The 21,247-nt window shown below is 66.2% G+C and carries 23 protein-coding genes; 10 read left to right on the plus strand and 13 right to left on the minus strand.

The annotated features are described in order from the left end of the window. Positions 1-24: 24 nt before the first annotated feature. Positions 25-678: a lytic transglycosylase domain-containing protein gene (locus tag AM586_RS11880; protein WP_373887910.1), complete on the minus strand. Its 654-nt coding sequence runs from the start codon at positions 676-678 to the stop codon at positions 25-27. Continuing rightward, positions 678-2,411 (minus strand): proline--tRNA ligase, encoded by a 1,734-nt coding sequence (locus AM586_RS11885; RefSeq protein ID WP_047821623.1) that lies wholly within the window; start codon positions 2,409-2,411, stop codon positions 678-680. The genes AM586_RS11880 and AM586_RS11885 overlap by 1 nt, the downstream gene beginning before the upstream one ends. Positions 2,412-2,631: 220 nt before the next feature. Here AM586_RS11885 and AM586_RS11890 point away from each other — a divergent pair, with 220 nt between their 5' ends. From AM586_RS11890 to AM586_RS11905, 4 genes are all read left to right on the plus strand, one after another. Next, positions 2,632-3,288, plus strand: coding sequence for an RNA pyrophosphohydrolase (locus AM586_RS11890; protein WP_109370464.1), 657 nt, complete (start codon positions 2,632-2,634; stop codon positions 3,286-3,288). 88 nt (positions 3,289-3,376) lie between these two features. Continuing rightward, positions 3,377-4,936 (plus strand): retroviral-like aspartic protease family protein, encoded by a 1,560-nt coding sequence (locus AM586_RS11895; protein ID WP_082439769.1) that lies wholly within the window; start codon positions 3,377-3,379, stop codon positions 4,934-4,936. Beyond that, the gene (locus AM586_RS11900; RefSeq protein WP_047822052.1) at positions 4,933-5,421 is read left to right on the plus strand and encodes a hypothetical protein; all 489 of its coding nucleotides are present in this window, start codon (positions 4,933-4,935) and stop codon (positions 5,419-5,421) included. Before AM586_RS11895 ends, AM586_RS11900 begins: the two co-directional genes overlap by 4 nt. A gap of 55 nt (positions 5,422-5,476) precedes the next feature. After that, on the plus strand, positions 5,477-5,902 hold the full coding sequence (locus AM586_RS11905; RefSeq protein ID WP_047821619.1) for a DUF1841 family protein: 426 nt from the start codon (positions 5,477-5,479) through the stop codon (positions 5,900-5,902). Between the two features lie 120 nt (positions 5,903-6,022). Here AM586_RS11905 and AM586_RS11910 read toward each other — a convergent pair whose 3' ends face one another. The 3 genes from AM586_RS11910 to AM586_RS11920 all read right to left on the minus strand — a co-directional run bounded on the left by AM586_RS11910 (position 6,023) and on the right by AM586_RS11920 (position 8,320). Further along, the gene (locus AM586_RS11910; RefSeq protein WP_047821617.1) at positions 6,023-7,528 is read right to left on the minus strand and encodes a SulP family inorganic anion transporter; all 1,506 of its coding nucleotides are present in this window, start codon (positions 7,526-7,528) and stop codon (positions 6,023-6,025) included. 77 nt (positions 7,529-7,605) lie between these two features. Beyond that, a complete protein-coding gene (locus AM586_RS11915) occupies positions 7,606-7,959 on the minus strand; it encodes a cytochrome c (RefSeq protein WP_047821615.1) in 354 nt (117 codons plus the stop codon). A 13-nt stretch (positions 7,960-7,972) separates the two neighbouring features. After that, complete coding sequence (locus AM586_RS11920) at positions 7,973-8,320, minus strand: cytochrome c (protein ID WP_047821613.1); 348 nt, start codon at positions 8,318-8,320, stop codon at positions 7,973-7,975. A 176-nt stretch (positions 8,321-8,496) separates the two neighbouring features. Between AM586_RS11920 and AM586_RS11925 the strand changes: the two genes are divergently transcribed. The 3 genes from AM586_RS11925 to AM586_RS11935 are packed head-to-tail and all read left to right on the plus strand — an operon-like array spanning position 8,497 to position 11,108. Next, a complete protein-coding gene (locus tag AM586_RS11925; RefSeq protein WP_047821611.1) occupies positions 8,497-9,351 on the plus strand; it encodes a MoxR family ATPase in 855 nt (284 codons plus the stop codon). Next, complete coding sequence (locus tag AM586_RS11930) at positions 9,348-9,935, plus strand: GNAT family N-acetyltransferase (RefSeq protein ID WP_047821609.1); 588 nt, start codon at positions 9,348-9,350, stop codon at positions 9,933-9,935. Before AM586_RS11925 ends, AM586_RS11930 begins: the two co-directional genes overlap by 4 nt. A gap of 3 nt (positions 9,936-9,938) precedes the next feature. Next, positions 9,939-11,108, plus strand: coding sequence for a VWA domain-containing protein (locus tag AM586_RS11935; protein WP_047821606.1), 1,170 nt, complete (start codon positions 9,939-9,941; stop codon positions 11,106-11,108). On the opposite strand, the gene AM586_RS11940 is transcribed toward AM586_RS11935, so the two are convergent. From AM586_RS11940 to AM586_RS11965, 6 genes are all read right to left on the minus strand, one after another. Further along, on the minus strand, positions 11,109-11,717 hold the full coding sequence (locus AM586_RS11940; RefSeq protein ID WP_162600541.1) for a CPBP family intramembrane glutamic endopeptidase: 609 nt from the start codon (positions 11,715-11,717) through the stop codon (positions 11,109-11,111). 46 nt (positions 11,718-11,763) lie between these two features. Beyond that, the gene (locus AM586_RS11945; protein ID WP_047821602.1) at positions 11,764-12,492 is read right to left on the minus strand and encodes a 1-acyl-sn-glycerol-3-phosphate acyltransferase; all 729 of its coding nucleotides are present in this window, start codon (positions 12,490-12,492) and stop codon (positions 11,764-11,766) included. Further along, positions 12,489-13,475, minus strand: coding sequence for a class I SAM-dependent methyltransferase (locus tag AM586_RS11950; RefSeq protein WP_047821601.1), 987 nt, complete (start codon positions 13,473-13,475; stop codon positions 12,489-12,491). Before AM586_RS11950 ends, AM586_RS11945 begins: the two co-directional genes overlap by 4 nt. A 13-nt stretch (positions 13,476-13,488) precedes the next feature. After that, positions 13,489-14,691 carry a lysophospholipid transporter LplT gene (gene lplT, locus AM586_RS11955; protein WP_082439770.1) on the minus strand — a complete coding sequence of 401 codons (1,203 nt, stop codon included), beginning with the start codon at positions 14,689-14,691 and terminating at the stop codon, positions 13,489-13,491. Beyond that, positions 14,688-15,410 (minus strand): GNAT family N-acetyltransferase, encoded by a 723-nt coding sequence (locus AM586_RS11960; RefSeq protein ID WP_109370466.1) that lies wholly within the window; start codon positions 15,408-15,410, stop codon positions 14,688-14,690. Before AM586_RS11960 ends, lplT begins: the two co-directional genes overlap by 4 nt. Positions 15,411-15,500: 90 nt before the next feature. Then, complete coding sequence (locus AM586_RS11965) at positions 15,501-16,553, minus strand: hypothetical protein (RefSeq protein WP_047821598.1); 1,053 nt, start codon at positions 16,551-16,553, stop codon at positions 15,501-15,503. Between the two features lie 132 nt (positions 16,554-16,685). Between AM586_RS11965 and AM586_RS11970 the strand changes: the two genes are divergently transcribed. Beyond that, a complete protein-coding gene (locus tag AM586_RS11970; protein WP_082439771.1) occupies positions 16,686-17,198 on the plus strand; it encodes a DUF4142 domain-containing protein in 513 nt (170 codons plus the stop codon). 34 nt (positions 17,199-17,232) lie between these two features. Here AM586_RS11970 and AM586_RS11975 read toward each other — a convergent pair whose 3' ends face one another. Then, positions 17,233-17,580 (minus strand): hypothetical protein, encoded by a 348-nt coding sequence (locus tag AM586_RS11975; protein ID WP_047821594.1) that lies wholly within the window; start codon positions 17,578-17,580, stop codon positions 17,233-17,235. 39 nt (positions 17,581-17,619) lie between these two features. Between AM586_RS11975 and AM586_RS11980 the strand changes: the two genes are divergently transcribed. Next, positions 17,620-18,012 carry a VOC family protein gene (locus AM586_RS11980; protein ID WP_047821593.1) on the plus strand — a complete coding sequence of 131 codons (393 nt, stop codon included), beginning with the start codon at positions 17,620-17,622 and terminating at the stop codon, positions 18,010-18,012. Positions 18,013-18,045: 33 nt separating this feature from the next. On the opposite strand, the gene AM586_RS11985 is transcribed toward AM586_RS11980, so the two are convergent. Beyond that, on the minus strand, positions 18,046-18,999 hold the full coding sequence (locus AM586_RS11985; protein WP_047821591.1) for a gamma-glutamyl-gamma-aminobutyrate hydrolase family protein: 954 nt from the start codon (positions 18,997-18,999) through the stop codon (positions 18,046-18,048). Between the two features lie 242 nt (positions 19,000-19,241). On the opposite strand from AM586_RS11985, the gene AM586_RS11990 reads away from it, so the two are divergent. Then, positions 19,242-21,242 carry a DNA topoisomerase IV subunit B gene (locus AM586_RS11990; RefSeq protein WP_047821589.1) on the plus strand — a complete coding sequence of 667 codons (2,001 nt, stop codon included), beginning with the start codon at positions 19,242-19,244 and terminating at the stop codon, positions 21,240-21,242. The last annotated feature ends 5 nt before the right edge of the window (positions 21,243-21,247 follow it).

Here is a 21,247-nt window from a genome sequence, read left to right on the forward strand (position 1 = left end):
GAGCCCACGCGTGACGCCTGATAATCAGTTCAGCGCAATCGCCGTGGAAGCGGACTTGAATTCCCAGTTCTTCCACGCCGCCAGCACCGCATTCGGATACTCCGGCCGGCCGCGGCTGCCGTTGTAGCGGCCCAGCGCCAGGTACAGGTTGCCGCCTTCCATGTCGATGTACATGCGCAGGATCGAGCAGCCGTAGCGCAGGTTGGTCTGCATGTCGAACAGCGCGCGGCGGTTCGAATCGCCGATCACCTTGGTCCAGAACGGCATCACTTGCATGTAGCCGCGTGCGCCGACGATCGACACCGCGTACTTGCGGTAGGCCGACTCCACCTGGATCAGGCCCAGCACCAGTCCCGGATCGAGGCCGGCGCGGGTCGCCTCGTACCAGGCCGATTCGAGGAATTCGGTGCGCACCTGCTCGTCCGGCAGGCGACGCTTCAGGCGCGCCGACATCGCGTCGAACCACTGTTGATAGCGCGCCTGCGCGGCGGCGTCGCGGAACACCGGCCTGGGCGGGCGTCCGTCGCGGATCGTCCGGGCCAAAGCCAGCCGGACCGAATCGGCCAGCGCTTCTTCCTTCTGGTTGCCGGCGTGCGCCGCGCCGCTGCTCAACAGTAAAGCCGCCAGCAGCGCGGAGCCGAGCCAGGCCGACGCCTGGCGCATGAAGCTGGAGGACATCACTTGCCCAGTTTGCCTTTGACGAAGGAGACCATGTCGGCAGCAGGAACGGCGGTCGCTTCGGCATCGCGGCGGCCCTGGTATTCCAGGTTGCCTTCCTTGAGGCCGCGCTCGCCGATCACCACGCGGTGCGGCACGCCGACCAGTTCCCAGTCGGCGAACATGGCGCCCGGACGCAGGCCGCGGTCGTCGACGATGGCGTCCACGCCGGCCGCCTGCAGCTCGGCGTACAGGCGGTCGGTCTCCGCCTTCACCAGCTCGCTGCGGTCGTAACCCATCGGGCACAGCACGATCTCGAACGGCGCGATCGCATCGGGCCAGACGATGCCCTTGTCGTCGAAGTTCTGCTCGATCGCCGCGCCCAGGATACGGGTCACGCCGATGCCGTAGCAGCCCATCTGCATCGGCACGGGCTGGCCCTTCTCGTCCAGGTAGACGCAGTTCATCGCGGCCGAGTAGGCGGTGCCGAGCTGGAACACGTGGCCCACCTCGATCCCGCGCTCGATCGCCAGCACGCCCTTGCCGTCCGGCGAAGCGTCGCCCTCGACCACGTTGCGCAGGTCGGCGACGATCGGTTCGGCCACGTCGCGGCCCCAGTTGGCGCCGGTCAGGTGGTACTCGGCCTCGTTCGCGCCGCAGACGAAATCGGCCATGTTGGCGACGGTGCGGTCGGCCACGACCTTGACCGGCAGCCTGGCGCCGATCGGGCCGAGGTAGCCCGGCACGGTGCCATAGGCTTCCTGGATCTCGGCTTCGGTGGCGAAGCGGAAGTCCTTCAGGCCCGGGACCTTGGAGACCTTGACTTCGTTCAGCTCATGGTCGGCGCGCAGCAGCAGCAGCCAGTTTTCTTTGGTGAGCTTGCCGTCGACTTCCTGTTCGACGGTCAGCGCGATCGACTTGACGTGCTGCTCCAGCGGAATGCCGAGCAGCTTGGCCACGCCTTCGCACTTGGTGGTGTTCGGGGTCGAGACCTTGGTCAGCGGCTGGGTTGCGGGAGCGCGTTCGGCGGTCAGGGGCAGCGCCTCGGCCGCTTCCATGTTCGCCGCGTAATCCGAGCTCGGGCAGTAGACCAGCGCGTCCTCGCCGGTGCTGGCGATCACGTGGAACTCGTGCGAGCCGGTGCCGCCGATCGCGCCGTTGTCGGCCGCCACCGCGCGGAACTTCAGGCCGAAGCGGGTGAAGATCTTCACGTAGGCGTCGAACATGGTCTGGTACGAGACCTGCATGCCCTCGACGTCACGGTCGAAGGAGTAGGCATCCTTCATGGTGAATTCGCGGCCGCGCATCAGACCGAAGCGCGGACGGCGCTCGTCGCGGAACTTGGTCTGGATGTGATAGAAGTTGACGGGCAGCTGGCGGTAGCTCTTGATCTCGTTGCGCACCACGTCGGTGACGACTTCTTCCGAGGTCGGCTGCAGCGCGAAGTCGCGGCCATGGCGGTCCTTGAGGCGCAGCAGTTCCGGTCCCATCTTGTCCCAGCGGCCGGTTTCCTGCCACAGCTCGGCCGGCTGCACCAGCGGCATCAGCAGTTCGATCGCGCCGGCATTGTTCATTTCTTCACGAATGATGGCCTCGACCTTGCGGATGACGCGCAGGCCCAGCGGCATGTAAGTATAAATGCCGGAGCCGAGCCGCTTGATCATCCCGGCCCGCATCATCAGCTTGTGGCTGACGATCTCGGCGTCGGAAGGCGCTTCTTTGAGCGTTGAAATAAAAAATCGTGAGGCGCGCATATCGGTGAATTCTTTTTAAAAAGAGAGGGTTATAATCGACCTAATTTTAAAGGATTAGCTGGCCGATGCATCCAATCTTTATACAAATGGCTCCGAAAGAAGTGGTGCATGCCGTTGTTCCGACGCGAGTTAACGGCAGAGGTACCTGAGATTCAAAGGGGCTGTAAGTAAAAATATAAGCGAGAGGTAGCAAAGACCGGCAGAAAGTTAGAGGTGAATTATGCTCGATCGTGAAGGGTTCCGCCCCAACGTCGGCATCATCCTGCTGAACGCCAACAACGAGGTGTGGTGGGGCAAGCGGGTGCGCGAGCACTCTTGGCAATTTCCGCAAGGGGGTATCAAGTACGGCGAGACGCCGGAACAGGCGATGTACCGCGAGCTCGAGGAAGAGATCGGCCTGCGCCAGGAGCACGTCAAGATCGTGGGCCGCACCCGCGACTGGCTGCGCTACGAAGTGCCGGACCATTTCATCAAGCGTGAAGTGCGCGGCCACTATCGCGGCCAGAAGCAGATCTGGTTCCTGTTGCGCATGGTCGCGCGCGACAACGACGTCAATCTGCGCCTGACCGACCATCCCGAGTTCGATGCCTGGCGCTGGCACGACTACTGGGTGCCGCTGGACGTGGTCATCGAGTTCAAGCGCGATGTCTACCAGCGCGCGCTGCAGGAGCTGTCGCGTTTCCTCACCTGGCCCGCCAACGGCCAGGGCGAGCGCCGCCACAGCTCGCGCTACCTGCGCCAGCCGCACGAGCGGCGCGGCCAGGAGCGCAGCAGCAGCGGCGGCAACGGGAGCAGCAAGGCGGTGGTCGCGGCCACCAAGGCCATTGCGGACGCGGTGGGAAGTTCCAAACTGGTGATGGCGCGCGACAAAGAGTAAGTACAAGTAGCGCAAAAGCAACAACTGGAAAGGCTGGCATGCCGGGATACCCGGCGTGCTGGCCTTTTTGCGCTGTAGAATTATCCACATGACAACCCCGCCACGCTACCGGGCACGCGCGCTGCCCTTCCTTGCCGCTGCGCTGCTCATGAGCCCGCTCGCGCGGGCCGACGATGCGCCGGCGCCGAAATGCCTGTATGTCGAGGTCGCGAAGCTGCCGGTACGCTATGTCGGCGAAGGCCTGCAGCCGGCCGTCGACGGTACGATCGACGGCGCGCCCGCCACCCTGCTGGTCGATACCGGCGCCTTCGACACCCAGCTGACCATGAACGGCGCGGCCAGGCGCGACCTGAACCTGCGCATGACGGGGCGCTATGTCGAAGGCGTCGGCGGCCGTTCGCGGGTGTACTCGACGCGGCTGAAGGATTTCTCGATCGGCCCGGCGCGCAGCACGCGCAGGACCGAACTGCTGGTGATCGGCGAGGCCAACCTGACCCCGGCCTTCGACGGCATCGCCGGCTCGCCCTTCCTGCTGCAGATGGATCTCGAAGTCGACCTGCGCAACAAGCTGGTCAAGATGTTCCGTCCGCACGACTGCAAGGACGACACGGAGCTCAACTACTGGCCGGAAGAAACGGTGGTGCTGCCCTTCGCGCGCAGCCTGGACCGCAGCCCGAACCCGCATTTCAAGGTTTCCATCAACGGCAAGGAACTGGACGCCATGATCGACACCGGCGCCCACCACACGATCCTGATGCTGGATGCGGCCAGGCGGCTGGGCATCGACGTCAAGGGCGCCGAGGTCAAGCGCAGCGGCGACGTGGCCGGCGTCGGTTCGGAGCGGGCGCCGCACTGGACCACCACCGTCAAGACCGTGCAGATCGGCGGCGAGACCATCAACAATGCCGAGATCGGGATCATCGATTCGCAGGGCTCGGCGCCGGCCGACCTGCTGCTGGGCCAGGACTTCCTGCGCACCCACCGCGTGCTGTTCGCGATGAGCCAGGAAAAGATGTACTTCGCCTATCTCGGCGGCCAGCCGTTCTCGCGCAGCGTCGGGGTGCCGGACTGGGTGCGCGCCGAGGCCGACGGCGGCAACGCCGACGCCCAGTATGCGCTGGCCACGGCCTACCGCAACGGCCGCGGCGTGCCGCGCGACCCGGCGCTGGCGGCATCATGGCTGGACAAGGCCGCGGCCGGCGGCGAGCCGCATGCGAACCTGGTGCAGGGCCGCCAGCTGGTGATGAGCAACAAATCCGCCGAGGCGATCCCGAAGCTGCGCGCGGCCCTCGAGCGCCTGCCTGCCGAGCGCTTCGGCCCGCTGTGGCTGTACCTGGCCCGCGTCCACAACGGCGAAGCCGATCTCGCGAAAACCGAACTGCAGGCCACCCTGAAAAAGCAGGACAACGACGAGTGGCCCGAGCCGATCGCCCAGTTCTACCTGGGCAAGCTGGACGCCGCCGGCCTGCTCGACCGCGCCGCCAAGGAAGTGAAGTTCGCCCGCGGCCGCAGCTGCGACGCCAACGCCTACATGGCCCGCTGGCACGCCGCGCAGGGCGACAGGGAGCGCGCCGCCTCGCTGATGGCGACCGTGCGCGCGCATTGCGGCCCGCCGCCGCCGGCGCCGGCCCCGGCGGCGGCGCCATGAAACTGATCGCCGAGCGCCAGGGCCGCAGCGACAAGCTCGACCGCCTGCGCTGCATCCGCCGCGACGGCAGCGAAACCGCGACCGCCATGCCGCGCCAGGGCATCCTGCCGCACGACCTGGTGCATTACGTGGTCGAATCCGGACTCGGCTGGCGCCATGGCTTCCTCGGCATGATCGCGGCCGGCTTCGACATCGGCTGGACCATGGAGCAGACCCACGATCCGGCCAACCAGGCCATCGCCGACCAGGCCATCCACGCCGAAGCGGTGGTCGAGAGCCTGCAGGCGCAGCTCTGGAGCGACGCCTTCGACGAGGTCCTGTTCCTCGACGGCGTGCGCAGCGCCTGCGAGGCGCGCGGCCGCAGCGTGCCGGCGCTCGCGCCGGGCGTGGGAGCGGCATTGTTCGAGCAGGCGCTGGCGCTGAACGGACGCTGGCAGCAGGTCCCCTTCCACGGGACCCTGGCGCTGGAGATGTCGGAAGCATAAGGCCGTACAAGCCGGCCCGGTCAACGCGAAAAAAGCAGGCGCGCTACAATGGCGCATGTTTACCCCCTCCTCCAACGACGTGCGCCGCTTCTTCTGCGAAGCCTGGCGCAAGCGCCGCGCCGGCGACATCCTGACCCCGATGGATGCGATCGCGGCCGACTGGATCGACCAGCACCCCGAATACCACGACGCGCTGATGGATGCCGACGAAGCCGTGGCGCGCGACTATTCGGTCGAAGGCGGCCAGCCGAATCCCTTCCTGCACCTGTCGATGCACCTGTCGATCGCCGAACAGGTATCGATCGACCAGCCGCGCGGCATCAAGGCCGCGCACGACGCCCTGGCCGCCCGCATCGGCGAGCACGACGCCCACCACGAGATCATGGAATGCCTGGGCGAGATGATGTGGACCTCGCAGCGCAGCGGCCTGCCGCCGGATGCGGAGGCCTATATCGACTGCGTCCGCAAACGCGTCCGCTGAGCCCACAAGCTACTGCGCGTTGCATTGCCGTCCTGCGATGCTCGCTGTACTCGCGTACAGCTGCGCTTCTCGAACAGCACTGCCGCCGCTCGCTACGCTCGTGAGCTCAGCGCTGTCTTTTCAATCGAGTTTATTGTCTGCGACCCTGTAGCGCGGGTCCTCGGGCAGGCTCACCTCGATCATGTCCTTGGCCCGATCCAGTAATTCCCGGCAATCGGGACTCAGGTGGCGCAGGTGCAGGCGCTTGCCGGCGCTGCGGTAGCGCTCCGCCAGCGCATCGATGGCCTGGATCGCCGAGTGGTCGGCCACGCGCGCGCGGCGGAACTCGACCACCACGTCCTGCGGATCGTCCTTCGGCGCGAACAGCGCCTGGAAGCCGGCGCTCGAGGCGAAGAACAGCGTGCCTTCCAGCTCATAGACTTTCCAGCCCTGGGCGTCCACGCTGGTCGATACGCGGATCTGCTTGGCGTGCTGCCAGGCGAACACCAGCGCCGAAACGATCACGCCGACCACCACCGCCGTCGCCAGGTTGAAGGCCAGCGTCACGCCGGCCACCAGCACGATCACCAGCGCATCGGCGCGCGGCACCTTGCCGAACAGGCGGAAGGTGCCCCACTCGAAGGTCTTTTCGCAGACCACGAACATCACGCCGATCAGCGCCGCCAGCGGGATCTGCTCGATGACGCTCGCCCCGAACAGGATGAAGGACAGCAGGAACAGCGAGGCCGCGATGCCCGACAGGCGGCCGCGGGCGCCGTTGCCGATGTTGATCATGCTCTGGCCGATCATCGCGCAACCGCCCATGCCGCCGAACAGCGCGGCGACGATGTTGGCCGCGCCCTGGGCCATGCTCTCGCGGTTCGGCTGGCCGCGGGTGTCGGTGATCTCGTCGATCAGGGTCAGCGTCAGCAGGGTCTCGATCAGGCCCACGCCGGCCAGCACCAGCGAGTACGGGAACACGATGCGCAGCGTCTCCATATTGAAGGGCACATCGGGGATGTGGAAGGACGGCAGGCCGCCGGCGATCGAGCCGAGTTCGCCGACGGTCCTGGTCTCGATGTGCAGGAAGTGCGCCAGCAGTGCCACCGCCAGGATGCCGACCAGGGTGGCCGGCACCGCTTTCGTGATCTTCGGCGTGAGGTAGATGATCGCCATCGTCAGCGCGACCAGGCCGAGCATGGTCCACAGCTGCGGCCCGGCCATCCAGCCGCCAGCGGTTTTGAAATGCTCGAACTGGGCCACGAAGATCACGATCGCCAGGCCGTTGACGAAGCCCAGCATGACAGGATGCGGCACCATGCGGATGAATTTGCCGAACCGCGCCAGCGCGAACAGGATCTGCAGCACGCCCATCACGACGATGGCGGCGAACAGGTATTGCGCGCCATGCTGGACGACCAGCGCGACCATGACGACGGCCAGCGCGCCGGCGGCGCCGGAGATCATGCCGGGACGACCGCCGAAGCTCGACGTAATGAAGGACACCAGCACGGCGGCGTACAGGCCGGTCAGCGGCGACACGTGGGCCACCAGCGCAAAGGCGATGGCTTCGGGGACCAGGGCCAGGGCGACCGTCAGGCCGCTCAGCAGGTTGGTCTTGATGTGGGAAGGTGATGCGGTCGTCAAGGCGGACTCCAAAAAAACAAAGTCCGCCGGCGTACCGGCGGACCAGAGAGACCGCTATTGTAGATGACTTGCGCGGATTACTTCCGAACCACCAGCGGCCCTGGCAGGCTTTGCAGGTAGGCCGCGATGTCGGCCTTGTCCTGGTCCGACAGCGGCTGGGCCATGCCGGCCATGATCGGGTTGTTGCGCCCGCTGATGCCCTTGTTGCCGCGCTGGTAGGAGGTCAGCGCATGCACCAGGTAGTCGGCGTGCTGGCCGGCCAGCTTCGGGTAGCTCGGATCGATCGGGCTCTTGTAGTCGACGCCGTGGCAGGAGGCGCAGTTGTACTTCTTCGCCAGTTCGGCGCCGCGCGCGCCATCGCCGCCGGCGAAGGCGGAAGCGGACACCGTCAGGGCCGCGGTGCAGGACAGGGCAAGGATCAGTTTGTTCATGGTCGTCCCCGGCTTATTTGTTGGGCGTGGCAGCCGTCTGCTGCGAATAGTAGGCAGCGATATCGGCGATGTCCTGGTCCGACAGCACGCGGGCGGTCGGCGTCATCTGCGGATGCTTGCGGTCGCCCTTCTTGTAGGCCTGCAGGGCGGCTTCGATGTACTTGGCCGATTGGCCGCCGATCATCGGCACCTGGTAGACCTCGGGGAAGGCGGTTTTATATTCGGGAATGCCGTGGCAGCCGATACATTGTTCGATCTTTTGCGGGGCTGCCTTCGGGTTGGCGACGACGTCCGCTGCTGCCGCTGCGCCGGCGGCAGTTGCCACGCCGGCAAACAACAGTACTGCTAGGGGTTTTCTCATGATTGCACAATCGTATGGTTGAATTGTATACCGCAACTGCTCAAAAACTTAGCATTTGTACTACGAATAGCCGATTCTATATGAAGAACATGGCTCAGTCTACAAAGCAACACTTCTGCGTCTGCGATTCATCTGCCATATACTGAATGTCATTTCTCCATGACTGTGAATGCCCCATGCACGCATCCCAACGTTTCGAAGGCAGCGACAGCTACGTCGCCACCGATGACCTGAAACTGGCCGTGAACGCCGCCCTCACCCTGGCCCGCCCGCTGCTGATCAAGGGCGAGCCCGGCACCGGCAAGACCATGCTGGCCGAGGAAGTCGCGGCCGCGCTCGACATGCCGCTGCTGCAATGGCACATCAAGTCGACCACCAAGGCGCAGCAGGGCCTGTACGAGTACGACGCCGTCTCGCGCCTGCGCGATTCGCAGCTGGGCGACGAGCGCGTGCGCGACATCCACAACTACATCGTCAAGGGCGTGCTGTGGCAGGCCTTCACCGCGCCGGAACCGGTGGTGCTGCTCATCGACGAGATCGACAAGGCCGACATCGAATTCCCGAACGACCTGCTGCGCGAACTGGACCGCATGGAGTTCTATGTCTACGAGACGCGCGAGATGGTGGTGGCCAGGCACCGCCCGCTGGTGATCATCACCTCGAACAACGAGAAGGAGCTGCCGGACGCCTTCCTGCGCCGCTGCTTCTTCCACTACATCAAGTTCCCGGACCGCGACACGATGGCCGAGATCGTGAAGGTCCACTATCCGCACCTGAAGCAGGAGCTGCTTGGCGCCGCGCTGGAGAACTTCTACCAGTTGCGCGACGTGCCGGGCCTGAAGAAGAAGCCCTCGACCTCCGAGTTCCTCGACTGGCTGAAGCTGCTGCTGGCCGAGGACATCCCGCTCGAGGCCCTGCGCAGCCAGGATGCGAAGGCCATCGTGCCCCCGCTGCACGGCGCCCTCCTCAAGAACGAGCAGGACGTGCACCTGTTCGAGCGCCTGGTGGCGATGGCGAGGCACAACCGATGATCCGCGTCGATCCGGTCACCCTCGAATTCAACGGCGTGCGCCTGGAGCCGCTGGCCCTGCACCACGTCGACGGCCTGCGCGCCGCCGCCGACGGCGAGCTGTGGAACCTGCGCATCACCTCGGTGCCGGCGCCGCACGAGACGGAACAATACGTCCGCACCGCACTGGAGATGGACAACCGGCGCGCCTTCGCCGTGGTCGACGTCTCCAGCGGCGCTGTCATCGGCTCGACCAGCTACCACGACATCCTGCCGGCCGTCGACCGCGTCGAGATCGGCTACACCTGGTACGCGAAAAGCCGCCAGCGCAGCCACGTCAACACCAGCTGCAAGCTGCTGCTGCTCTCGCACGCCTTCGATACCCTGGGCTGCGCGGTGGTCGGCCTGCGCACCGATAATTTCAATCACGCCTCGCAGGCCGCGATCGAGCGCCTGGGCGCGAAGAAGGATGGCGTCATCCGCCATCATGCGCTGCGCCGCGACGGCACCGTGCGCGACACCGTCATGTACAGCATCCTGCGCGGCGAGTGGCCCGAGATCAAGTCGCAGCTGCACTATCGACTGAGCCGCCATAGCGAGGCCTGACCCATGCTGATCGGCTTCTTCTTCGCCCTGCGTGACGCCAAGGTCCCGGTCACGATCAAGGAATTCCTGACGCTGCTGGAAGCGCTGCAGAAGAACGTGATCGCGCCCTCGCTCGACGCCTTCTACTACCTCGCGCGCCTGACGCTGGTGAAGGATGAAACCCACTTCGACAAGTTCGACAAGGCGTTCGGGCTCTACTTCAAGGGCATCGAAGCGGTGTTCGACGCCAAGGCCGACATCCCCCTGGACTGGCTGGTCCAGCGCCTCGAACGCGAGCTGACGCCCGAGCAGAAGGCCGAGCTGCAGAAGCTCGGCTACGACAAGCTGATGTCGCGCCTGGCCGAGCTGCTGCAGGAGCAGAAGGAACGCCACGAAGGCGGCAGCAAGTGGATCGGCACCGGCGGCACCTCTCCCTTCGGCCATGGCGGCACGAATCCGGAAGGCATCCGCATTGGCGGAAAAAGCCGCAACCGCAGCGCCGTCAAGGTGTGGGAGCAGCGCGAGTATAAAGACTATGACAGCGAGCGCGAGCTGGGCGTTCGCAACATCAAGGTGGCGCTGCGCCGCCTGCGCCGCTTCGCACGCACCGGCGCGGCCGAGGAACTGGCGCTGGAAGACACGATCCGCTCGACCGCCAACAACGCCGGCTGGCTGGACATCAAGATGCAGCCCGAGCGCCGGAACCGCATCAAGGTGCTGATGCTGCTGGACGTGGGCGGCACCATGGACGACCACATCGAGCGCACCGAGGAACTGTTCTCGGCGGCGAAGACCGAATTCAAGAACATGGAGTTCTTCTACTTCCACAACTGCGTGTATGACTACCTGTGGAAGAACAACCGGCGCCGCAGCACGGAGCGCTTCCCGACCTGGGACGTGCTGCGCAAGTACCCGCCCGACACCCGCGTGATCTTCGTCGGCGACGCCACCATGAGCCCCTACGAGGTGCTGGCGCCGGGCGGCTCGGTCGAGTACAACAACGAGGAAGCCGGCGCCGAATGGCTGGCGCGCTTCTGCAACGCCTTCCCGAAGTTCGCCTGGCTGAATCCGGAGCCGGAAAACCTGTGGCAGTACCGGCAGTCGATCGCCGTGATCAGGCAGATCATGAACAACCGGATGTTTCCGGTGACGATAGACGGGCTGGAGCGGGCGATGCGCCTGCTCAGCAAGTAATCAGGCGCGCGCCTGGATCGCCTGGCGCACGATCAGCAGCCCGACGATATCGATCCACATGTGCACCAGCATGGCCGCCAGCAGGCCGACATGCTCGAACACGAAGCCCAGCACCACGCTCCCGATGAACACGCTGGCCGCCTGCGCCAGCGTGGCCCCGTCCAGCTTGCGGAAGCGGTACACCGGCACGTGCGTGAGCAGGAAGATCAGCGAGACGATCCACACGCCCAGCAGCGGCTGCAGCGCCGCGCGGAACAGCATCTCTTCGCCGATCGCGGCGGCGATGGCGATCCACAGCGGATTCAGGCCGCCCAGGTCGAGCCGCGCATAGCTCTCGATGGTGCGGGCGCTGGAGGCCGACCTGGCGCTCAGGCGGAACAGTCCCCAGGACACGCAGGCCGCGACCAGCGCCAGCACCTGCCCCACCAGCAGCTGGGACAGCGGCCCGACCGGACGGCTGAACAGCGCGACCGGGTGCGGCCGGGAAAACCAGATGATGGGCGCGGCGATCAGGCAGAAGACCACGCAGGTCAGGATCTGGGCGCCAAGGCGGATGGGGGCGCGGGCCGGTGCTTCCGGCGGCGCCTGGGTCTGTTGCGATTGATTCATCCCGCCATTGTATCCGCTCATCCGGCACCGAATCGTGCGCTTCGCCTTATCCCAGCTGGTCCGCGACCGCGCGGTGCGCGCGCCGCGCCAGGGTCCGCCGGTCGGCGCCGCCGCCGTCCAGCGCCGGCAGCACGGCAAGGCGGGCATGGATCGGCGGCCCCGACAGCATCGCGACCATGCTCTCGATCAGCGAGGTCGTACCGATGTATTCGACGGCGCCATGCAAGCGTCCGGCGGCGTCGCGATACGCGATCGACACCGGCTGCACCGGCACGCCGGCGTCGATCGCCGCTTCGAACAGGTTGGCGCGAAACGGCAGCAGGCCGCCTTGCGCAGCCGAGGTCCCTTCCGGGAACACGGCCACGCGCTCGCCATCGCGCAGCGCGGCGACCATGACGGCCATGGTCCGGCGCAGGCTGCGCGGGTTGGCGCGCTGGATGAAGATCGTCCCGGCCCATGCGCACAAGGCCCCTGCCAGCGGCCAGCGCCTGACTTCGGATTTGGCGACGAAGCGGCAGGGGAACAGGGCATTGATGACGAAAATATCGATCCAGGAGACGTGGTTGGCGACCCACAGGCCGTTCGCCGCGGCGGCGCTGCCCGGCGCCAGCTCGACGCTGACGCCGAACAGGCGCAGCAGCTGCCCCGACCAGTGCCGGATCCGCGCCAGGCGCCGCGCGGGGCCCAGCCAGGGAAACAGCAGCGCGCAAATGCCCAGCCCCAGCAGCAGGTGCGCCAGGACGCGCAGCAGACGCGCGGCGATCCGCAGCCTCATCCGGCGTTCGCGCAAGCCGGCTGCCGCGCTGTCGCATGCAGCCAGACCGCGGCGATGCGTTCGACGTCTTCATACCCCGGCGTCCCCACTTCTTCGCCGAAGACGTCGGGGTCGAGCTCCTCGTAACGCCAGGACGAACAATGGCGATCGAGCAGGGGCGCGATCTCGGCCAGGAACTCGTCCTGCTGGTCTGCGATGGCCACGCCGGTGTAGAGGAACAAGGCGCCGCCGGGACGGAGACGGGCCAATGCCGCCTTGACGATCGCCAGCGACAGGCCGGCGCCGCGCTTGCCGCCGCCGTGCCGGTAGGCGCGCTTGCCCGGGTCGAGCAGGTAGGGCGGATTCGACACGATCAGGTCGAAGTCGCCGTCGACACCGTCGAGCAGGTTGCTGTGACGGGCCGAGAGCTTGCCCGCGCCGGCCAGGGCGGCGTTCACGCGGGTCAGGGCCAGGGCGGCTTCGTTGATGTCGAGCGCCAGCACTTCGGCGTCCGGGTACCGGCGCGCGATGGCGATCGCGGCCGGGCCGGCGCCGCAGCCGATGTCGGCGACACGCGACGGCGCCGCCAGCGCCGGCAGGCTGCGCTCGATGGCGGCCACGAAGCGATAGGTGTCCGGCCCGAAGAAGACAGCGCTCTCCTCGACCGTCGGATAGGCCGAATGAAAATACGCCAGCTCGCCCATGGTCGATGCGCGGACCGTGGCGCGCAGCCGGCCGCCCTCTTCCGCCAGCACGCCCGCCTCCTGCATCAATGCGAGCAGGTCCGGCGCCAGGTCATCCCGCGCGAACGCCCGGCTCCAGCCGAACACGTCGCGCAGACTCGTCCCCGCGGCCACATCGCGGCTTGCATTGACGCGCTGGTGCGTCAGCGGGGTGACCGTCGTGAACCGGTAGCCGGCCGTCTTGAGCGCCCGGCCGATCGCGATGAGCGCATCGGGCGCGGTCGATGTCGATGTCGATGTCGATGTCGATGTCGAGGACATTCAGGTTTTCCAATCAAAAATCACGTTGACCATGCCGATGGCCTTGCATCGGCAGCATGGATGCCATCACGAACAGGCCGAAGCCGGTAATGATCGTGACCACCGGGGCCCTGGCCGCGAGCAGCATGCCGTACACCGCCAGCAAGACCAGCGATGCCAGGTTTTCGCTGAAGGCCTGCACCGCGATCGACGCGCCGGGCTTCATCAAGGCGGCGCCGCGTTGCTGCAGCAATGCGTTCATGGGCACCATCAGGATGCCGCCCACGATGCCGGTCGCGCACAGGGCGCCGCACGCGGCCCACAAGCTGCTTGCCTGGCCGGTGAGAACGATGGCCGAGCCGAGCACGATGCCGACCGGCAGGACCCGCAGTGCTTCGGCGGCCGCGACGAAGCGCGCCGCCAGCAGCGAACCGGCGACCACGCCCGCGGCGAGGCAGCACAGCAGGACGGCGGCGCCGCCCAGCGGCAGCTTCAGGACCGTCTCGGCCCAGCGAATGACCAGGAACTGCAGGACCGCGGCAACGGCCCAGAACAGCGTCGTGACCGCGATCGAGACCTTGCCTTGCGGGTCGCGCCATAGCGCCGCCAGCTGCCGGTGGAAGCGCTTCAGGGGATGCGCGCGCGGGGCGGCGCCAGGCGCGGTGGCCGGAATCGCGGCCGCCAGCAGCGCCGCCACCGCACACAGGACCCCGACCACCAGGCTGGCCTGGCGCGGCGCCGTGTGCAGGCCGGCGATCCACAGCGGCGCGTCCAGCAATGCGCTCCCCAGCAGCGGTCCGCCCAGCATCGCGGCGACGGTGGCGATTTCGATCCCGGCATTGGCCCGGACGAGGTCCGCGGCGGGGACCAGTTCGGTGAGGATGCCGTATTTGGCCGGCCCGTAGCAAACGCCGGCCAGCCCGATGGCGCCGAACGCGAACAGCGGATGGGCATGGGCCGCAAGAAGGATGCAGCCGCCGAGCTTGGCCAGGTTGACCAGGACGATCAGGCGCCCCTTCGGCATGGAGTCCGCCAGGGTCCCGGCAAACGGCGCCAGCAGCACATATGACAGGTACAAGGCAATCCGCAGCGAAGGCGCCATCCAGTCCTGCGCGCCGCGCTCCGCCAGCAGGGCCAGGGCGACGATCAGGAGGGCGTTGTCGGCAAGGGCGCCGAGCAGCTGTACGCCGAGCAAGGCGCGCATGGCGCGGCAAGGCAGCCAGGGCCGCGCGCTCATTTTCCTTCCAGGAACTGCTTCCTGTAGCGGGCAGGCAGGTCGTCCAGGCGCAGCATGACCGGCAGGTCTGCGGTATTGAAACGCGGGTCGAGCGACGGCGGGCCCAGCACTTTGGCGCCGCAGCGCAGATAGCCCTTGATCAAGGGCGGCAGATCGCGCATGCCGATCGCGACGTCGACCTCGTCGGGCAGCGGCAAGGGCTGGCGCGGACGGAGCCGCCACTCGGGCGCGGCCAGGTAATCCGCGCTGACCTTGCGCCAGACCCGGCGCGCCTGCCGGCCGCCGTCGGCGACGCCGATGCTGGCGCAGCCGAACATGGTGTCGAGCCCGTGCTGCAGCATATAGGCGCCCAGCGCGCTCCACAGGGCCATGATCACCCCGCCCGAACGCCACTCGGCGTCGACGCAGGCGCGCCCGAGTTCCACCGCCGTGCCCGACAGCGGGCGCAAGGGCGCGAGGTCGAATTCGCTGTCCGAATAATAGCCGCCCGCGCGCCGCGCGCCGTCGGGATTCAGCACCCGGTAGGTGCCGATGAGGCGCGGCGCCAGCACACCGGCGGGATCGATCACGTGGACCAGCAAATGGTCGCAATACGCATCGAAACGATCGGCGTCGCAGCCGGGCGCGGTGCCGGGCGGCGGCGTGAGCCGCGCTCCCAGTTCGTTGGCGAAGATGGCATAACGCAGCCTTTGTGCACTGCGCACCTCGGCATCGGACATGGCCCAACTGGTCGCGAATTGCCAGTCGGCGTGGACAGGCGCGGAGATTGACCGGGTAAGCGAAAGGGGAAGTGGAACGTTCACGCAGACTCAATTCGAAGAAGGGTAAAGATCGATCAGGCGGTTTTGCCGGGTGTTCAGCCGCATCAGTTCGCGCAGCCTGATGGGACGCGCGCCGCGCTGGCGATTGGCGGCGCCGATCTCGAACAGCAGGCGCTGCTTGGCAAAGATCATGCGCAGGCCGGCGATCACGCCGGTGCCGGGATCCCATGCCTGGATCGCCTCCGAACCGGCGCCGTTCACTTCCATGATCGAAAAGCCGCGCCCGGCCTGCAATTCAGCGGCGCTGTCGAAGCGCACGTCGAAACGTCCGAAATGAAAGTCCGGCATCTCGCGCGCAATCCTGTCGATCGCTGCCGTCAATGCGTCGGTGATCAAGTCCCCGCCATCGCGGTACAGCCCGCCGATCCGCGTCGAGCCGATCGTGGCCAGACGCACGGTCTGGCCGGCGGCCGGCACACTGTGCAGGTCGTGCGGGCAGCGATGCGCGCGCGAGCGCAGCATGCGCAGCGCGCGCCGGTCCTGGCGGATCAGCGCATCCAGGGTGGAGTGGCCGTCCCCGCTCACCCGGGGATAATCGCGCAAGGTCAGGCCGATCAGGCGGCCTGCGCCGCTGTCCGGATCGCGGGCATAGAACAGCCCGGCCTCATGTTCCTGCGGCAGATAACGCTGGAGCACCAGTGTCTCGCCCTTCGGAAAATCGGCGATATAGGCGCGCAGGGCATCCATGTCCGCGAGTTTTTGCACGCCGTAGCCGCACAAGCCCAGGTCGGGCTTGGCGATGACCGGGAAAGGGATGCCCGCGGCGCCAAGCGCGGATGCCAGCGCGGCCGCGCACAGGCCTTCGTCGATGCGCAGGCCGAGATAGGGGGCGGTGGCGGCGCGTCCGAGTGGCCCCATCTGTTCGAAGTATTCGATCTTCCCCTCGCCGACCAGGCCGCCGGCGGTGATGTTGGGGTTGGCCGCCGAGGGCAAGGTCAGGCTGCCGTAGCGCAGCCCGAGCCAGAACCATTGGAGTGCCAGCGGAATGCAAATGGCCCATTTGGGCAAGTGTTCGAGATGCAGTCCGGGCTTGGTCGGCATAAATAGTGGTATTTACTTTGTAATTTCCCCCAAGTATCAAATGCACGCTTCAGCCGCTCTGTACGGAAGCGCACACTCCATGAAAGAAGAGCGTGTTAGTGTCGAAATACCCAACCACCACGCGAGGCAAGCATGTCCCATATCGTTCGTCTGATGGCAGCGGTCGCTGCCCTGTCCGCCGCACATATCGCCGGCGCCGCCGACTTGTCCCACAAGGACAGCAAATACATGGAAAAGACTGCGCAAGGATTGATATCCGAAGTCGCGATGGGCGAAATGGCCCAGAAGAACGCCGCCGATGAGCGCGTCAAGCAGTTCGGCAAGCGCATGGTGGACGATCACGGCAAGGACCTGGAAAACCTGAAGCAGCTTGCCAGCCAGAAGAAGGTGACGCTGCCCACCGCCCCGGATCATGGCCAGAAGAAGGAACTGGACAAGCTCGGCAAGCTGAGCGGCAAGGATTTCGACAAGGAATACGTGAAATACGAAGTCAAGGACCACAAGGACGACGTCAAGGAACAAGGCGAAGAGATGCAGAAAACCGCCGATCCCGACCTGAAGAAATTCGCCACCGCCGCCCACGACACCGTGTCGAAGCACAAGGAGATGATCGACGATCTCGATCGGAAACTCAGCGGCAAGTAAAGCGGCAAGTAAAGCGGCGGCAAGCAGGGCGGCATCACCCTGCCACGCCGTCCCCCGCCTGCAGGGCCGCATGCCAGTCCGCGTAGGGCGTGTTGGCGGCGAGCCGGCGGTTGTAGTCCGGCGCCCCATCGCTCCACCAGACGGGGCCGCGTTCGCCCAGGGCGCGCTTGGCCTCGTCGACCGCCGCGCGGGCGCTGCGCTCGGCGTCCGCATCGCCGGCCTTCCTGGCAAGGCCGACCCGGCGGCGCGCCGCCATCAAGCTGTCGACCAGCGCCTGCCTGGCGTCCGGCGCGAGCGCGGGATTGCTCGTGCGCCATAGACGCCCCCTGACGACGAAGTAGCGGCCGTCGGGCGTTACTGGATATTGTCGAGGGACTGGCATGGGCTTACTATGGACCTTCCCTCATCACAGGAGACATACATGCTGAACCACGTCATGGTCGGTGCAAACGACCTGGAACGTTCGAAACGCTTCTACGACGCGGTACTCGGAATACTCGGGGCCGGCGAAGCCTTCCGCGACACCACCCCGGGCGGCCACACCCGGCTGTTCTACAGCCACAACGGCAGCAACTTCTGTATTACCGAGCCCATCAACGGAGAAGACGCCACCGTTGCGAACGGCGGAACCATCGGATTCAAATGCGATTCGCCGGAACAGGTACAGCAGTTCCATGACATCGCGGTCGCGCACGGCGGCAGCTCGATCGAAGATCCGCCAGGCCTGCGCGAGGGCAAGCTCGGCAAGATGGTCCTGGCTTATGTCCGCGATCCCGACGGCCATAAGCTCTGCGCCATTTATCGGCCCAGGTAAATCTCGCCGATTTCCTTTTCCCGGGTCGCGATTTCATAGACGGGTTTCCCGCGCCGCCCGCAGGAACTCATCCAGCACCGGCGTGCAGTCGAGCAGCTCGGTCCCCTTGGCCCGGTGGAATTCCGGATGCCATTGCAGCCCCATCACGAAGGGCGCGCGCTGGTAGCGGATCGCTTCGACGATGCCGTCCGGCTCCGATACGGCTTCGATGTGGATGTCGCGCCCCAGGTCCTTCACGGCCTGGTGATGGATCGAGTTGACGATCGGGCGCTTCTGGTCGGGGAACATCTTGCCCAGCGAGGAGCCGGGCGGGAACACGATCGCGTGGCGGTGGGCGTCGTAGTCTTCGTGCACGTGGGCCTGGGCCTCGGGGACATTGGTCGCCACGTCCTGGTAGAGCGTGCCGCCGAAGGCCACGTTGATCAGCTGGCAACCGCGGCAGATGCCCAGCACCGGCTTGCCGGCGTCGACGAATTCGTGCAGCAGCTCGAGTTCGTAGACGTCGCGCGCGCGGTCGCCGCCCCATTCGGGCCGGGTCGGCGATTCCGAATATGTCATCGGCGAGACGTCCGCCCCGCCCTGCAGCACCAGGCCGTCGAGGTGGCGCGCGTAGTGGCGCATGGTGATGTTGCTAGGATGCAGCAGACCGTTGATGTTTACGGTCGGCACCATGAACACCAGGACGTCGCGCGACATCACCCACTGCGCGATCGACTCTTCGAGGTATTGCAGGTTCTTGCTGCGCAGCCCGACGGCCCCCGGTTCCGGATGGAAGATGCGGGCGGAGACGCCGATGCGCAGCGTACGCCGCATGAAGTCGCGGCCCAGGCGGTCTTGAATGGCGCGCCAGCGCGAGCGCAGGACGCGGCCGGCCAGGGCCAGCGGTGTATCGCCATGACGGAGGTAGCGCGACGATCCTCCGGTGGCGCGGCGGTCCGGCACGCGTGGCGGGCCGGCAGTTTCAAGCTTATCATTGTCCTCTACCATGCAGGCAAATATAGCCCTGCCGTAGCCGCGCACGATTGCATTTGTAGAATCGCTGCACTTGGGACTTGCAAACTTGCGCCCAACAGGCAAAAATACTGTATTTCCATACAGTGCACTGTCGGTTTCTCTTCCCAAAACGCGCATAAGCGCCGACACTGGCGCCTTTTGCCTCGTCGCCGGGCGTCCTTATTGCCGCGCGACAAGATAGAATGCGCAGGCATTCGAGTTAACACATATCCAGCATGGCCACCAAGAAAACTGCAACCGACTACAGCGAATCATCCATCCGGGTCCTGAAGGGACTGGAGCCCGTCAAGCAGCGCCCGGGCATGTACACCCGCACCGAGAACCCGCTGCACATCATCCAGGAAGTGATCGACAACGCCTCGGACGAGGCGCTGGGTGGGCACTGCAAGAACATCGCCGTGACGATGAACGGGGACGGCTCGATCACGGTCGAAGACGACGGCCGCGGCATCCCGGTCGGCATCCACCCGGAAGAAGGCGTCTCGACCGTCGAGATCGTGTTTACGCGCCTGCACGCGGGCGGCAAGTTCGACAAGGGCTCGGGCGGCGCCTACGCGTTCTCGGGCGGCCTGCACGGCGTCGGCGTCTCGGTCACGAATGCACTGTCGAAGCGCCTCGAGATCACCGTCTGGCGCAAGGACGAGCAGGGCAACGGCGTTCACCACCTGGCCTTCGAAGCCGGCGACGTGGTCGAGCCGCTGAGCTCCGCGCCGTTTGATCGCGGCGGCAAGAAGAACGGCACCCGCGTCACCGCCTGGCCGGACGGTAAGTATTTCGACTCGCCGAACATCCCGATGGCCGAGCTGCAGCGCCTGCTGCGCTCGAAGGCCGTGCTGCTGCCGGGCGTGACCGTCACCCTCACCAACGGCAAGACCGGCGACGTGCAGACCTGGCGCTACGACGAAGGCCTGCGCGGCTACCTGACCGAAGCGCTGTCCAATACCGTGGGCCAGGGCCAGACCGTGATCCCGCTGTTCGAGGGCGCGCAGTACGCGGTCGCCGGCGATGAAGGCTTTGCCGAAGGCGAAGGCGCGGCCTGGGTCGTGGCCTGGACCGAGGAAGGCGCCGTGGTGCGCGAATCCTACGTCAACCTGATCCCGACGGTCAGCGGCGGCACCCACGAATCCGGCCTGCGCGACGGCCTGTTCGGCGCCGTGAAGAGCTTCGTCGAAATGCACTCGCTGCTGCCGAAGGGCGTCAAGCTGCTGCCCGAGGACGTGTTCGCGCGCGTTTCCTTCGTGCTGTCGGCAAAGGTGCTGGACCCGCAGTTCCAGGGCCAGACCAAGGAGCGCCTGAACTCGCGCGACGCCGTGAAGCTGGTCTCCACCTTCACCCGTCCGCCGCTCGAACTGTGGCTGAACCAGCACGTCGACTACGGCAAGAAGCTGGCCGAACTGGTCATCAAGCAGGCGCAATCCCGCCTGCGTTCGCTGCAGAAGGTCGAGAAGAAGAAGTCCTCGGGCGTGGCGGTCCTGCCGGGCAAGCTGACCGATTGCGAATCGACCGACATCACCCGCAACGAGCTGTTCCTGGTCGAGGGCGACTCGGCGGGCGGCTCGGCCAAGATGGGCCGCGACAAGGAATTCCAGGCCATCCTGCCGCTGCGCGGCAAGGTGCTGAACACCTGGGAGACCGACCGCGACCGCCTGTTCGCCAACAACGAGATCCACGACATCGCGGTGGCGATCGGCGTCGACCCGCACGGTTCGGATGACAATCCCGACCTGTCCGGCCTGCGCTACGGGAAGATCTGCATCCTCTCCGATGCGGACGTCGACGGCTCGCACATCCAGGTCCTGCTGCTGACCCTGTTTTTCAAGCACTTCCCTGCCCTGTTCCGCAATGGCCACGTGTGCATCGCGCGTCCGCCGCTGTACCGCGTCGACGTGCCGGCGCGCGGCAAGAAGCCGATCCAGAAGCTGTACGCGCTGGACGACGGCGAACTGCTGGCGATCGAGGACAAGCTGAAGAAGGAAGGCCTGAAGGAAGGCGTGTGGAGCATCTCCCGCTTCAAGGGCCTGGGCGAGATGAACGCCGAACAGCTGTGGGAAACCACGATGAACCCCGATACCCGCCGCCTGCTGCCGGTGTCCTTCGGCGACTACAACCTGGCCGAATCGTCGGCGCGCTTCAACATGCTGATGGGGAAAGGCGAAGCCGCCGCCCGCCGCGCATGGCTGGAAGAGCACGGTAACGAGACGGAAGCGGATATCTGATACGA

The organism is Massilia sp. WG5 (assembly GCF_001412595.2).
Lineage (GTDB): Bacteria > Pseudomonadota > Gammaproteobacteria > Burkholderiales > Burkholderiaceae_D > Telluria.